This is a genomic window from Bordetella genomosp. 5 (genome assembly GCF_002261315.1).
Classification (GTDB): Bacteria; Pseudomonadota; Gammaproteobacteria; order Burkholderiales; family Burkholderiaceae_B; genus Bordetella.
In genome coordinates this window covers 343526-357252 of record NZ_NEVP01000012.1, presented here as the reverse complement: position 1 = coordinate 357252, position 13727 = coordinate 343526, and the positions used below count along the sequence as shown (strand labels likewise).

At 67.6% G+C, this 13727-nt stretch carries 14 protein-coding genes; 4 read left to right on the top strand and 10 right to left on the bottom strand.

Translation table 11 applies throughout. The annotated features are described in order from the left end of the window. Positions 1-374, top strand: a 374-nt coding sequence (locus CAL25_RS21750) for an autotransporter outer membrane beta-barrel domain-containing protein (RefSeq protein ID WP_141217976.1), incomplete at its 5' end; no start/stop codon positions are given. A gap of 97 nt (positions 375-471) precedes the next feature. On the opposite strand, the gene CAL25_RS21745 is transcribed toward CAL25_RS21750, so the two are convergent. Then, positions 472-954: a hypothetical protein gene (locus CAL25_RS21745; RefSeq protein ID WP_094803885.1), complete on the bottom strand. Its 483-nt coding sequence runs from the start codon at positions 952-954 to the stop codon at positions 472-474. Between the two features lie 232 nt (positions 955-1186). Between CAL25_RS21745 and CAL25_RS21740 the strand changes: the two genes are divergently transcribed. Then, positions 1187-1786, top strand: a complete 600-nt coding sequence (locus tag CAL25_RS21740) for a nitroreductase family protein (RefSeq protein ID WP_094803883.1) — start codon at positions 1187-1189, stop codon at positions 1784-1786. 128 nt (positions 1787-1914) lie between these two features. Here CAL25_RS21740 and CAL25_RS21735 read toward each other — a convergent pair whose 3' ends face one another. Continuing rightward, positions 1915-3063, bottom strand: coding sequence for a glycosyltransferase (locus CAL25_RS21735; protein ID WP_094803881.1), 1149 nt, complete (start codon positions 3061-3063; stop codon positions 1915-1917). A gap of 389 nt (positions 3064-3452) precedes the next feature. Here CAL25_RS21735 and CAL25_RS21730 point away from each other — a divergent pair, with 389 nt between their 5' ends. Beyond that, positions 3453-5045, top strand: coding sequence for a Na/Pi symporter (locus CAL25_RS21730; protein WP_094803879.1), 1593 nt, complete (start codon positions 3453-3455; stop codon positions 5043-5045). 106 nt (positions 5046-5151) lie between these two features. On the opposite strand, the gene CAL25_RS21725 is transcribed toward CAL25_RS21730, so the two are convergent. From CAL25_RS21725 to CAL25_RS24140, 5 genes are all read right to left on the bottom strand, one after another. Next, positions 5152-7020 carry a methyl-accepting chemotaxis protein gene (locus CAL25_RS21725; protein ID WP_094803877.1) on the bottom strand — a complete coding sequence of 623 codons (1869 nt, stop codon included), beginning with the start codon at positions 7018-7020 and terminating at the stop codon, positions 5152-5154. Positions 7021-7182: 162 nt separating this feature from the next. Then, entirely contained in the window at positions 7183-8187 is a 1005-nt protein-coding gene (locus CAL25_RS21720; protein WP_094803875.1) for a glycine betaine ABC transporter substrate-binding protein, read from the bottom strand. A 188-nt stretch (positions 8188-8375) separates the two neighbouring features. Further along, complete coding sequence (gene yghU, locus CAL25_RS21715; protein WP_094803873.1) at positions 8376-9254, bottom strand: glutathione-dependent disulfide-bond oxidoreductase; 879 nt, start codon at positions 9252-9254, stop codon at positions 8376-8378. A 138-nt stretch (positions 9255-9392) separates the two neighbouring features. Continuing rightward, on the bottom strand, positions 9393-10508 hold the full coding sequence (locus tag CAL25_RS21710) for a hypothetical protein (RefSeq protein ID WP_141217975.1): 1116 nt from the start codon (positions 10506-10508) through the stop codon (positions 9393-9395). Then, complete coding sequence (locus CAL25_RS24140; RefSeq protein ID WP_141217974.1) at positions 10505-10684, bottom strand: hypothetical protein; 180 nt, start codon at positions 10682-10684, stop codon at positions 10505-10507. Before CAL25_RS24140 ends, CAL25_RS21710 begins: the two co-directional genes overlap by 4 nt. A gap of 222 nt (positions 10685-10906) precedes the next feature. On the opposite strand from CAL25_RS24140, the gene CAL25_RS21705 reads away from it, so the two are divergent. Next, a complete protein-coding gene (locus CAL25_RS21705) occupies positions 10907-12001 on the top strand; it encodes a branched-chain amino acid aminotransferase (protein ID WP_094803869.1) in 1095 nt (364 codons plus the stop codon). 75 nt (positions 12002-12076) lie between these two features. On the opposite strand, the gene CAL25_RS21700 is transcribed toward CAL25_RS21705, so the two are convergent. The 3 genes from CAL25_RS21700 to CAL25_RS21690 form a co-directional block, all read right to left on the bottom strand. Then, positions 12077-12214 (bottom strand): type II toxin-antitoxin system RelE/ParE family toxin, encoded by a 138-nt coding sequence (locus tag CAL25_RS21700; protein ID WP_141217973.1) that lies wholly within the window; start codon positions 12212-12214, stop codon positions 12077-12079. 4 nt (positions 12215-12218) lie between these two features. After that, entirely contained in the window at positions 12219-13358 is a 1140-nt protein-coding gene (locus CAL25_RS21695; protein ID WP_432759259.1) for an HPP family protein, read from the bottom strand. 103 nt (positions 13359-13461) lie between these two features. After that, a complete protein-coding gene (locus CAL25_RS21690) occupies positions 13462-13650 on the bottom strand; it encodes a YqaE/Pmp3 family membrane protein (RefSeq protein ID WP_094803867.1) in 189 nt (62 codons plus the stop codon). Positions 13651-13727: the final 77 nt, after the last annotated feature.

The following is a 13727-nucleotide window of genomic DNA, read 5'->3' as shown; positions in this document are numbered from 1 at the left end:
AGAGCGGTGGTAACGGCGCGGGCCTGAAGGTGGGTTCGACGCGTGCCAACTCGCTCAAGAGCGATCTGGGCGTGAAGGTCGAGCATGCCTTCGACACCTCGGTGGGCCTGCTGACCCCGAGCGCGCAACTGCGCTGGCGCCATGAGTTCCAGAACTCGCGGGTGCGCACGGCATCGAGCTTCGCGGCCGACCCGACCGGCGCGACCGCGTTCACCTCGCTGGGTGCCACCCCGGTGAAGGACACGGGCGTGTTCGTGCTGGGCGCCACGCTGGCGACCAACGATCGCCTGAGCATCGGCCTGAACTACACGCTGGAAGCGGCCCGCGGCTACACGTCGCAGACCGGCGACCTGCGCGTGCGCTACGCGTTCTAAAGGGCATCGGGCGCCATGGTGCAGCCGCACCGTGGCGCCCGCCGCGACTTCGGCTTGCTGCCCCCGAGGGGGCGCTTTTTATGGGCCTTGAGACGGGTCAGCGTGGCGCCACGCCGTAACGCACTTTGACGTGTCCGGCCAGCGCCAGGTACACCGTCCATAGCGTGGCTGCCACCATCGAGGCCATCAGGGCGCCCGGCGTGCTGGTCTGCAGGACCTCGGAGGTGGCAAGGTCATCGAGCGCCAGCAGGGTGGTGAGCAGCAGCACGCCGCCGACCGGACCGCCCGCCCAGACGGCGAGATAGGTCAAGCGCAGGGTGAGGGGACGCCGTGCCACGAAGAGCAGCACGCCGCCGGCGATGTTGACCAGGCACAGGGCCGCCAGCAGGGTGAGCAAGACATTGCTCAGGAGGGAAGCGGGCTCGTTGTCGCCGAGCATGCCGAACAGACGGGCGCCATAGGCAATGTCCATGATCGGCCGCAGGCATAGCAACTGCAGGCCCAGAATCACGATGGGCGTGTTCAGTGCGCCCGGATCGTCAACATCGTCCGGGGGCAGGGTTGTCGGGGCAGCCGTCATACTGGGTCCTGGTAAACGGTCTTGCGGGGCAATCGGTGACTGCTGCTGCCTTCTTAACGGTCGGGCCGGCGGCGTTCTTAATGGCGCAACCGCGCGATTGTTCGCCAGATGGAACGAGCTGTTCTGCAAATACCACCGCAAATGACCTCCGCGGGGATGGCCGGCGCAGCATCCGCCTCGTAGAATGCTTTCACTTCACCTCTCTACCTATCAGTCGAAAGGCATACCAGACATGAGCAACGCATACCTCGACGCGCTGAAGCAGCGCCGCACGCAATACACCCTGGGCCGCAACGTCTCGCAGTCCAAGGAAGCGCTGACCGCGCTGATCCAGGAAGCGATCAAGCACAGCCCCTCGTCCTTCAATTCGCAGAGCTCGCGCGCCCTGGTGCTGTTCGGCGCCGAGAGCGACAAGCTCTGGGACATCGCCATCGAGGAAGTGCGCAAGGTGGCCCCGGCCGACGGTTTCGAAAAGACCGAAGCCAAGCTCAAGAGCTTCGCCGCCGGCGTCGGCACCGTGCTGTTCTTCGAAGACCAGGACGTCGTGCGCAGCCTGCAAGAGAAGTTCGCCCTGTATGCCGACAACTTCCCGGTGTGGTCCGAGCAGTCGGGTGGCATGGCTCAGCTGTCGGTCTGGTCGGCTCTGGCCAACGACAAGATTGGCGCCAGCCTGCAGCATTACAACCCGCTGATCGACGCCGCCGTCGCGCGCGAGTGGAATATCCCGGCTTCCTGGAAGCTGCGCGCGCAAATGCCGTTCGGCTCGAACGAAGCGCCGTTCGGCGAGAAGTCGTTCATGAGCGACGCAGAGCGTTTCCGCGTCGCCGGCTGAGGTTGCCGCTGAGGTCCCGCGACACCCCAAGCAGAAGAAAACCGCCGTCAGGCGGTTTTCTTTTTGGCCGGCCGACACGCACGGCGCGGTACCGATACCGGGCCCGGCGGCCGCGGCGCGCTGCCTGTCTACATCAGCCCGTGCAGCTCGTGCCCCAGGGCCTGCGGGGGCAGGGTGCTGCGATACACGTAGGCCGTGCTTTCCAGGAACGGGCCAAGGCCAAAGGACTTCTGGCTCTTGGCGCGGGCCGCGCGGCCCATGGCCGGCAGATCGAACTCGCCCGCGGCGAGCTTGTGCAGCAGGGCGGCCAGGGCCTGCGGGCCGGCGGGCGGAACCACCCATCCGTCCACGCCCGGCGTGATGTTCTCGGGCAGGCCGGCGTAATCGCTCACGATCACCGGTTTGCCCATCGCCATCATCTCGCGGCATGCGAACGAGATGGTCTCCACCCGCGTCGACAGCACGAAACCCACGTCGATGGCGGACACGAAGTCGCGCACATCACGCAGCGATCCCACGTGCGTGACCCGCGCGGTCATGCCGAGAGCCTCGAGCTCGGTCTGCTGCGACCGGCTGAATTTCTCGCCGGCCATCGCGATGTGAAAGCGATCCGCCACTTCGGGCGGCAGCAGCGCGACGGCGCGAACCAGGTCCAGCCACGACTTGTACGAGGCGGTGCCGGCATTGCTGCCCAGCAGGATGCGGCCGTGCGCGGCCGGGCCCAGCAGCGCCTCGCGATGGCGGGCGGCGTCGGCCGGGTCGTAGGGGCTGAAGTGCGCGGTGTCGACACCGTTGAACACGGTGGACACGCTGCAGGCGCCGTAGGGGCTGCGCTTGACCTCGTTCTCGACGTGTTTGCACACCGCGATCACATGGTGGGTCACGCGGGCGCGAATGCGTGCGCTGAAGGACGAGATCGGGATGTTGTTGTGCTTGGTGAACACGACGCGCGGCTTGCGCTTGAGGAACAGCGAGGCGAGCGACACCAGGCGATGGTCGGCCGAGCCGTTGACGTGCACGATGTCGAAGCCTTCGCGCTTGAGCAGCGTGCGCAAGGTGCGCACGGCGGCGGGCAGGCGCGTGACACGCGACGGAAAGTCCTGGGCATGCGCGCTGACATTAGGCATGGCATCGGCCAGGCCGTGCAGCGCGCTGCCTGCGGGCGCGGCGATGGCGATGCGGTAGCGCTTCGACAGGCCGGCCGCCAGCCGGCTGACATAGGTGGTATGGCCACCGATGTCGGGCCCCGAGTGGAAGTTGGTATAGAGGATTTTCATGTCGCTCGCTGTGGTTGGCGTGCGCCGCGCCGATCCCGCGATCGGCCGGATCCGCATGCACCCCTGCATCCGGACCCTGTCACACCTTGTTTTCATTCACGCAGCCCGAAGGACTCTGACTGACGCGATCGGCGCACCGCAATGGTGCGAGGTCGACGCGTCATCCGTCCGCATAGTGGGACGAGAGGCCCGCTCGGGCGTGCGCAGCGTGGCTGGGCATGCCCAACGTCAATCTACATAACCGTACATGTCGGTTTGCTGTCGTGCGCCTGACAGAATGTCAGGACTTGTGACGCCTGTTCCACGTGCGGGACGTTTCATGGACTGACACGAAACTGCAATATCGCGCACGCACCATCCGCAGATTTGTCCGCGCCATCTCCTCATCCATGATCACGCTTGCCGAACTCCTGTCCGGGCTGGGCCTGTTGTTTATCGGTCTGCGCCTGCTGGGCCTGCATCTGCGGCAGGCCGCGGGGCTGCGCATGCGCAATGTGCTGCAGGCAGCCACCGCGTCGCGCTGGAGCGGGCTGCTCGCCGGCGCGATGGCGGGCGCGGTCGCGCAATCCAGCAATGCGGTCACTCTGATCACCGCCAATCTGGTCCATGGCCGGGTGCTGTCGCTGGCCCAGGCCACGCCGGTGGTGGCCGGCGCGAATGCGGGAACGGCCGCGCTGGTGTTCCTGGCCACGCTCGATATGCGGCTGGTCGTGCTTTATATGGTGGCGGTCGCGGGCCTGTCGCTGCATTTCAAGCTCGATCATCATGCGGCGCGGCGCGACTGGATCTGGGCCGGGCTCGGCCTGGCGCTGCTGTTTCTCGGGCTCGAGCTGATCAAGCATGCGCCCGACACGCTGTCGGCCGACGATTGGCGCATGTTGCTCGGCCAGGGCCTGAGTCTGCCGCTCGCGCTGCTGCTGGGCGTGGTGGTGGCGCTCGTGACCCAATCGGCATCCGCCGCCTCGATTCTGGCCGTGGCCGCGCTGCACGGCGGCTATCTGGATTTCGGCGCCGCGTTCTGGCTCATGACCGGCGCCAACGTCGGCAGCGGTCTGGCTGTCTTGCTGTCGGGCAGCGGTCTCAAGGGCAGTGGCCGCCGGCTGTGCCTCGTGCATGTGATGGTGAAGCTGGGCGGCAGCGCGCTGGTGGCCGCGGGCTGGGTTCTCTATCCGCACCCGACCGGCGAGGGGCCGACGGCCGCGACGGCGGGCGCACCCATGACGCTCGCGCTGTTGTTCCTGGCGATGCAGATCGCGGGGGCCCTGCCGCTCACCTTGTGGCGCGAGCGCGCGGTGGCCCTGACGGCGCGGCTCACGCCCGACGATCCGGTCGAGCGCGCCAGCCAGCCGCACTATATCTATGACCGCGCGGTCGATGATCCGGTGAATGCCGTGACCCTGGCGGCGCTCGAACGCGAACGCGTCACGGCGGCGCTGCCGCAACTCCTGCCCGATCTCGACGCCGCCACCGCGCCGGTCGCGGCGCGCCACACGCTGCTGGCGGGCTACCGCAGCGTGGCGTCGCAGACCGACGCGTTCCTGGTGGCGCTGATCGCGCGCGGACTGCCCCGCGATGTGCTCGAGCAGACGCTGCACGAGCAATCGCTGCTGGAGAATCTGCGGGCGCTGCTCGAGACGATGGAGGGCTTCGGGCGCATCGTCGATCCGCGCGGCGCGGGACCGGGGCTGCTGTTCAACCTGTCGGAGTCGTTGCGCACGCTGGCGGGCCTGCTGGCGGACACGGCGGCCGAGCGTGGCCGCGACGCGGACGATCTCGATCTGCTGGTGCAACTCACGGGCGATCGCGGCGAGCTGCTGGAGCGGATGCGGCGGCAGGTGGCCCTGTCGCAGGATCTGGACGAGGCCGTGATGCGCGATCTGCTGGCCGCCACGCGCCTGTTCGAGCGCGCCGTGTGGCTGATCCGGCGCATCGCCATTGCCACGCGCGAGCGCCTGCCGCTGGCGCAGGCCACCCGGCCCTGAAGCAAAAAGCGCCACCCGGCCCGCAACGGACCCGGTGGCGCTCTCGCACGCATGCGTGCGGCGCGGCCCGCATCCCGGCTCACGCCGCGGTGCGGGTGCCCAACGCTCAGGCCGGCAACAGAGGACGTCCCAGTGCAGGTGCGCCTGCGTGCGTCTGCGCGCCGTGGCCGTCGGCGGGATCGAGCCTGAAGCCGCGCACCAGCGATGCCAGGTGCGCCGCCTGGTCCTGCAGCGTTTGCGCCGCGGCCGCCGCCTGTTCGACCAGCGCCGCATTCTGCTGCGTGGCGCCGTCCATGAGGCCGATCGCGTTGCCCACCTCGGCGATGCCGATGCGTTGCTCCTGGCTGGCGAGATCGATCTCGCCCACGATGCGCGTCACTTTCTCCACGCTGCCCACGACCTGGGCCATGGTCTGCCCGGCGCTGTGAACCAGCGTGCTGCCCGAATGGATCTGCTCGGCGGACGACTCGATCAGCGCCTTGATCTCCTTGGCGGCCACGGCACTGCGCTGGGCCAGCGTGCGGACCTCGCCGGCCACCACGGCGAAGCCGCGGCCCTGCTCGCCTGCGCGCGCGGCCTCGACCGCGGCGTTGAGCGCCAGGATGTTGGTCTGGAAGGCGATGCCGTCGATCACGCTGATGATGTCCACGATCTTGCGGGCCGAGGTGTCGATGCCATTCATGGTCTGCACCACTTGCTGCATGACCGCGCCGCCCTGGCTGGCGGTGCCCGATGCCTCGGTGGCGAGGGCCGCGGCCTGGCTGGCGTTTTCGGCGTTCAGTTGCACGGTGGACGTGATTTCCTCCATCGCGGCCGCGGTCTCTTCGAGCGAACTGGCCTGCTGCGCGGTTCGATCCGACAGGTCCTGGTTGCCCGCCGCGATTTCCTGGCTGGCGTGTCGCACCGCATCGGCCGACTGGCGGATGTCGCGCAGGATGAACGCGATCTTGCCGGCGAAGCGGTTGAACGCGGCGCCGATGAGCGCAAGCTCGTCGCGGCCGGTCTCGGGCAGTCGGCGGGTCAGGTCGCCATCGCCGCTCGCGATGTCTTCGAGGGCGAGCTGCACCTGGGGCAGACCGCGCAATTGCCGCTTGACCACGAACGTCACGAACACGATGGCCAGCACCAATGCCAGCGCTGTCAGGCCTGCCGCAAGACGAATCATCGTCGCGACCGGCGCGTAGGCCTGGTCGCGATCGATGGCGATCACCAGGGTCCAGGGCGTGCCCGCCACATCGCGGGCGTACAGCAGCTGCGCGGCGCCGCCGACGCTCTGTTCCAGCATCTGATCGTCGTCCGCCGCGCGTTGCAGCGTGGCGGCGTTCAGACCCGCGTCGATGGCGGTCACCGGCTTGAGGGCCAGCGCGGCGGCGGGGTGCGCCAGAATGTTGCCCTTCTCGTCGATGAGGAAAGCGAAGCTGGTGGCGGTGGCGCGGATCGACGCGACCATGCGTGCCATGCTGTCCAGGTGCATGTCGGTGCCGACCACGGCGTTGACCCGGCCCGCCTCGCGGACGGCTTCCACGAAGCTAACGACCAGCTTGCCGGTCGAGGCGTCGATGTAGATCGGTGTGATGGCGGGGCCCTGCGTCTGCGCGGCCTGCTGATACCAGGGGCGGGCGGGCCCGTTGTAGCCGTCCGGCATCGGATGCGTGAAGACGTGCGTCTTGTCGTCATAGACGATATAGGCGTCGTCGAAGCCGCCCGCCTGGCGGGCCGCGCCGACCAGGGCCAGCGCGGTGTCGCGCGGCTGCTTCACGGCTTGCACCAGGGACTGCGTAATGCGTTGTTTATCGGCGACCCAGCTGGCCAGCTTGCTGGCATGGTTGTCGGTGATGAGGCTCATGCTCTGGTTGACCTGCTCGACCGTATTGTCGCGGGCGACCAGCACGGTCGCGACGGACAGCGCCAGCATGGCGAAAACGGTGATGGACACGCACAGCAGAACCAGGCGATTGCGAATGGAATGAAACATGACACACACTTTTAGAACGACGCGCCGTCAACCCCGGCGCGGGCAATGCGCGTTCAGCATACGGAACTGGCCGTGCGGCAATCGTTCGATCAAGGTGTGGACCTGCTCCCACTTCGGCTGTGACACCCGCGCCATGCGGGTGTCACAGTGGCATGGCAGGCGTCAGCTGCCCAGCGCCTGCTCGACGCGTTCGGCCACCTCGGACGGCACCCATTTGCGCCAGACCTGCGGATGCTGTTTGAGGAAGTAGAGCGAGGCCTCTTCGATCTCCAGGCCTTCGCGCTCCATATGGCCCAGCGTCTGCGTGAGGAGCGTTTCCGGCACCTGGACCTTGGACAGGAAGCTGATCAGCTTGGGCGCACGCTGGGCAAAATCGGTGTTGACCGCCGTGACCACCGGGTACTCGGCCAGGCCGGTGGGCTGCGGCCGCTCGCACTTGGGATCGGTGATGCAGGCCAGGCGGTCCGCGTCGACCGGCGGCAAGTCGAGCTTCACCAGATCCAGCGAGCCCACGAGCGAGGTCGGCGTCCAGTAATAGAAGACGATGTCTTTCTTGCGCTTGTAGGCTGCGGTGATCGCGGCGCGCTGGGCTGCCGCGTTGCCCGGAGAGTAGATCAGGTATTCATTCTGCAGCTCGAATGCCTTGAGCAGATTGGCGTTGATGGTGCCGCAGGTCCAGCCGGCGGCGCAGCCGTAGATCCGGCCGCGGCCGGGATCCTCGTCGTCGACGAAGGCCTCGTGCAGGCCCTTCAGGTCGGCCGCCTTGCGCAGCTGCGGAAACTTCTCGGCGGTATAGCGTGGCACGTACCAGCCATCGGTGCCGGAGAACACCGTGCCCACCGGTTTGACCTTGCCCGCGGCGAGCGCGCGGTCCCAGGGCTCCTGCATCTGAGTGATCCAGATTTCGGCGTTGATATCGACATCACCGCGCTGCAGGGCGGCGAACATCGGCAGGGTATCGCCCTGTTCGACCTCGGTCTTGCAGCCGAAACCGTGCTCGACGATGTAGCGCTCCACGCCCACCAGCATCAGGTTCGATTCCCAATTCATGCCACCAAACTTCACGGGCCTGTCCAGCTCGCAGGTCGGGGACTGCGCGTGAGCGTTGAGGCTCAGTGCGGTGCCCAGAATGAGGCTGGTGGCGCTGATTATTCTTTTGATGTGCATGCGTCGAATCATCGATCTATGTTCCCTGTTTTCCGTGGCAAAAAAGGGCTCAATGATAGCAAGCATGCGCGCAGGCCCTGCCGGCATGATGTATTCACAGTAAATGTCGTTGCGCGCGCAACTTGTCAGGCAATGAAAAAGGCGCCCGCCGGGATATCCCCGCGGGCGCCTCGCGTCGCGCCTGCCGATCAGGACTGGCTGGCGATCTTGTCCTGCGTGCGCGTGTCGAAATCGCTGGCGTCGTGCCGTTCGTGCAGTTGCTCCGAGGGCTCGCCACGCAGGCGATTGACGATCAGGCCGCGCTTGACCGCCGGACGCGCCGCGATCGCATCGGCCCAGCGCTGCACGTTCTTGTATTCGTGCACGGCCAGGAAGGTGGCGGCGTCGTAGAGCCAGCCCTTGACGATGCCGCCGTACCACGGAAACACGGCGATGTCGGCGATGGAATAGCTGTCGCCCGCGAGCCAGGGCTGCTCGGCCAGGCGGCGGTCGAGCACGTCGAGCTGGCGCTTCGCCTCCATGGCGAAGCGGTCGATGGCGTACTCGATCTTGACCGGCGCATAGGCGTAGAAATGCCCGAAGCCGCCTCCCAGATAGGGCGCGCTGCCCATTTGCCAGAACAGCCACGACAGGCACTCCGCGCGTCCGGCCGGATCCTCGGGCAGAAAGGCGCCGAACTTCTCGGCCAGATGCAGCAGGATCGCGCCGGACTCGAACACGCGGATCGGCGTCTCGCCCGATCGGTCGGACAGGGCGGGGATCTTGGAGTTGGGATTGATGTCGACAAAGCCGCTGCCGAACTGATCGCCATCGCCGATGCGGATGAGCCACGCGTCGTACTCGGCGCCGGTGTGGCCGGCGGCCAGCAGCTCTTCGAGCATGATCGTGACCTTCTGGCCGTTGGGCGTGCCGAGCGAATACAGCTGCATCGGGTGCTTGCCCACCGGCAGCGTCTTGTCATGCGTGGCGCCGGCGACGGGCCGGTTCAGGCGGGCGGCCGCGCTCGACGTGCTGGCCGGGTTGCCGGGGCGCCACACCTCGGGCGGGGTGTAATCGTTGCTGGACATGAAGACTCCACGAAGAAGGTACCGCACAAGCGTACCGCCCTCGCCGCGATCCGGCGCGAAAGACCGCATTGCGAATCGGGTCGCTGGCCCGTATGGCTGGACCCGGCCAGATCGCGTGCGTACCGACTTCGACGCGCGTCAGCGGTCCTTGTCGATCTTTTCCGACGGGGCCTGGAACACGCCTCGCAGGCAGCCATAGGCGATGGTCAGGATCAGGAAAAGCAGAAACCCCTGCATCAGGAAGGTCATGCAGAACCAGATCGGCTCTTCGCTGAAATAGATCACGTTGCGGCTGTAGCTCGGCCGTCCGGCGGTGTACGACAGCCGTCCCTGCGTCAGTGCGCTCAGCAGTGCCAGCGTGTTGTTCACCCCCAGCAGCGCAAAGAAGATCCCGACCAGGCCGAGCGTGATGCGCACCGGCAGCGACAGCGCCGGCCATTTGCCGTCGCTGGCCGGGGCGGAGGCCGGCGTCGCGCCACGGCTGGCCGGCGCCACCGGCTGGCGTGCGCGCCACCCGCGCGTGCCGGCGGCCGCGTCGGCAGGGCCTGCGTCGTCGCGTGCCGCCGAGGCCGCCGCCAGCGCGGCGCGCTGCGCCTGGCGTGCCGCTTGTTGGTGTCGCGCCATTTCCGCCGTCCAGGCCTCGGGGCCGCGCGTGGGCTCGGCCGGCCAGTCGCGGCCCAGGAAGCCGCCCACGGCGTCGAGGAATGCCCGCACGGCGGGTGAGCGCTCCTTGAACGGCACCGAGAGCGAGCTCAGGCCATGCGCCGTCCCGTCGTGGCTCACGATCACCGGTTCGACGAACTGATGATGCGACTGGGTGTAGGCGCGCAGCAGAAGCGCGCGTATGCCGCTCAAAGGGATGTGCTGCTTGCGCCGATAGCGCAGTCCGAAGATGTTGCGCGTTTCGAGCCAGGCTTCGTCGCGCGAGCGCGAGAACACCCAGCTTTCGCGGATCGGCCAGAAGATGAGCCCGGCCGGGCCGGCCACGCAGGCCAGCACGAGCGCGAAGTAGGCGAGGGCCTGCGCCGGCAGCGGCTGATAGCGCAGATTGATCAGCGGATTGCGGCCGTCCATGAAGTCGAGGCCGAAGCCCACCGGAATCATGGTCAGGGCGCCGCATATCAGCACCAGCAGGAACACCATCGGGCGCTGCACCACCGATACCTTGAGCGCGTCCGGATCGCGGGTGTCGATCCGGAATCCGATGAGCCGTCCCACGCGCGTCACGCCGCCCGGCGCCGGCGCCTGCATCACGACTCGGCCCAGGCCCGGGGGGCGACCGCATCCTTGGGCGGCGTGCTGCCTTCGAGCTTGCAAACCCGATGCGCGTGCAGCGAACGATAGGCGTCGGCCGCTACGCGTTCGAGGGCCTTCTGCAGCTTGCCGGGGAGGGTGAGTTCCATGGGGATGGGCAGGTCGAAAACGGACACTCATCATACCCAAGCGAGGGAGGGCGCATGGGGCGATGGTCGGATCCGCCGCGGCCCCCCGCGCGCTTTTTGCCGAGTGGCGTTAAGCTTCCGGCTGAGCCGACGCCGCTCACCAGGTCTCTCCCCAGTCAGGTCCCCTGGCCGGACACACCGGGTACCGGCGCCAGACGCCACGGAATCCGCTGCGGGCACGGCCCGCGGACCGCCATCACTGGAGCAGACATGAGCAACAACCCCCTTTCCTTCGCCATCACCCCGCATGCCGAGCCGGTCGCCGCCGATGAGCGCGCCAGCCGCCTGCAGGACCCGGGCTTCGGCCGGCTCTTCACCGACCACATGGCCACCATCCGCTATTCCGAGGGCAAGGGGTGGCACGATGCGCGTATCGAAGCGCGCGCCGATCTCAAGCTCAACCCGTCCACCCTGGTCCTGCACTACGCCCAGGAGATCTTCGAAGGTCTGAAGGCCTATCGCCTGCCCGACGGCTCGGCCACGCTGTTCCGCCCCGATGCGAACGCGCGCCGCTTCCGCAACTCGGCCGCCCGCCTGGCGATGGCCCAGCTGCCCGAAGAGCTCTTCATCGAATCGGTGGAACAGCTCGTGCGCATCGACCGCGAGTGGATCCCGTCGGCCGAAGGCGCCTCGCTCTATCTGCGCCCCTTCATGATCAGCACCGAGGTCGCGCTGGGCACCAAGCCCTCCACCGACTACCTGTATTGCGTGATCGCCTCGCCGGTGGGCGCCTACTTCAAGAGCGGCGCCGGCGCCGTCACGATCTGGGTGTCCGACAACTACACGCGCGCCGCGCCCGGCGGCACCGGTGATGCCAAGTGCGGGGGCAACTACGCCGCCAGCCTGTTGGCGCAGGCCGAGGGCCAGAAGCAAGGCTGCGAACAGGTCGTGTTCCTCGACGCCGTCGAGCGCCGCTGGATCGAAGAGCTGGGCGGCATGAACGTGTTCTTCGTGTTCGCCGACGGCACGCTGCAGACGCCGCCGCTCACGGGCACGATTCTGCCCGGCATCACGCGCGATTCGCTCATCACGCTGGCTCGCGGTCTGGGCCTCACGGTGCGCGAAGAGCCGTATTCGATCGATCAGTGGCAGGCCGATGCACAGAGCGGCAAGCTGACCGAGGCCTTCGCCTGCGGCACCGCCGCCGTCGTCACCCCGATCGGCGAGGTCAAGGGCCGCAAGCACGGCTTCAAGATGGGCGAGGGCCAGGCCGGCCCGGTCACGCAGCGCCTGAAGACCGCACTGCTCGACATCCAGCGCGGCCGCAGCGCCGACACGCACAACTGGCTGCGCAAAGTGAAATAAGCCTTCGCGTACGTACTTGCAAGACGCAAAAGGGCGCTCCGCGAGGAGCGCCCTTTTGCTTGGTGTGGCGGAAGGTCAGGGATATTTGCGGCGCGCGTGCAGCACGGCGCGGACTTCGACACTGTCCTGCAATACCTCGTACACGACGAGGTAGTTCGGATGAACCACGATTTCACGCGTGTGGGAGCGGAGCGTTACGCGCCGCGATCGCACCGGTTCATGCCGCCAGGCGCGTCGTCGGGGGCGGGGCCGCGTCGGCGGCGAGGGCGATCTGGTAGAGGGCGCCGATCAGATCGGATTGCGTGATGAGACCGACTACGCGCCCCTCGGGGTCGAGCACCGGCACGCAATGCAGACCATCGGCCATCGGCCGCGCGAGCTCCACGATCGGCAGGCCGGGCGTGGCGAAGGGCACTTCCGAGCGCAGGCAATCGGACACCAGCGCCGGCGAGGTGGCGGGCGCCAGCAGGCGGGCCTGACGGGCGAGCAAGTCGCGTTCGGCGATCATGCCGAGATAGAAGCCGTCGCCGTCGCGCACCGGCAGGGCCTGCAGGCGATGCAGGCGCAGCAGTTGCGCGGCGTGGTCGAGCGTGTCTTCGGGCACCACGCCGACGATGTCGCGCGACATGATGTCGGCGCAGTGCACTTCACCGAAGCGGCGCACGGCCGCGCGTTGTTCGGCGGCCAGCACGATCGACTCCAGATCCTGTTTGCTGATATCGAGCAGCTCGCCGCGCTCGGCCAGCGCCACTTCGAGATCGCCGCTGGTAAAGCCCAGCCGGCTGCTCGCCGCGGCGTCGCGCGTGCCGTGGCGCGCGGGCGCCTCGGCAGGCCTGCGCGGGTAGTTGCGGCGCAGAACGCCATTGAAGACCACCGCGATGCACAGCAGGATCACCGAGTTGAGCGCCACCGGCCACAGTGCGAAGCCGTAGCCCAGCTGCGTGACCGCCGGGCCGCCCAGCACCGCGGTGAGCGCGACGGCGCCGCCCGGCGGGTGCAGGCAGCGCAGCGCGAACATGGCCGCGATCGCGAGCGCGCAGGCCAGCGCGGCGGCCATGCCGGGATCCGGGATCAGCCGGGCGCACGTCACCCCGATCAGGGCGGAGATGATATTTCCGCCGACGATGGACCAGGGCTGGGCGAGCGGGCTCGCCGGCGCGGCGAACAGCAGCACGGCGGAGGCGCCCATGGGGGCGATGAACCAGGGATTGGCGTGGCCCAGCGTGTGATGGGCGATCCATTCGGCGCAGAACAGGCCGAGCAGGGCGCCGATGGAGCCGTAAAGCTTTTCGCGGGCGTTGGCACCGACCGGCACGGGCGCGAAGGCGGCCAGCCAGTGCTTCATGGGAATGCGCAAAAGGAGTCTCCTCGCGGCCGCGGGAAATCACGGGCCGCGCGGGGCGCCAATTTATCACATCGAAAATAGCGTCGGGCAATAAGCTCATGCCCGGCCCGCGGCATCAGCGGCCGAAGGCCTTTTCGATCTTTTTGTCGGTGTTGTACTGACTGAGCGAGTACACGGCCCAGATGGCGGCGGGAATCCAGCCGATCAGGGTGATCTGCAGGATCAGGCACACGATGCCGGCGAGCGGACGGCCGATCGTGAAGAACACCAGCCAGGGCAGCAGCAGGGCAATCAGAAGTCGCATGGATCGATTCAAAGAAAAACGGACACGATTCGAGTGTAGTGGACGCCCTGTGTCATGGACGTATCCGCATGTCAGCG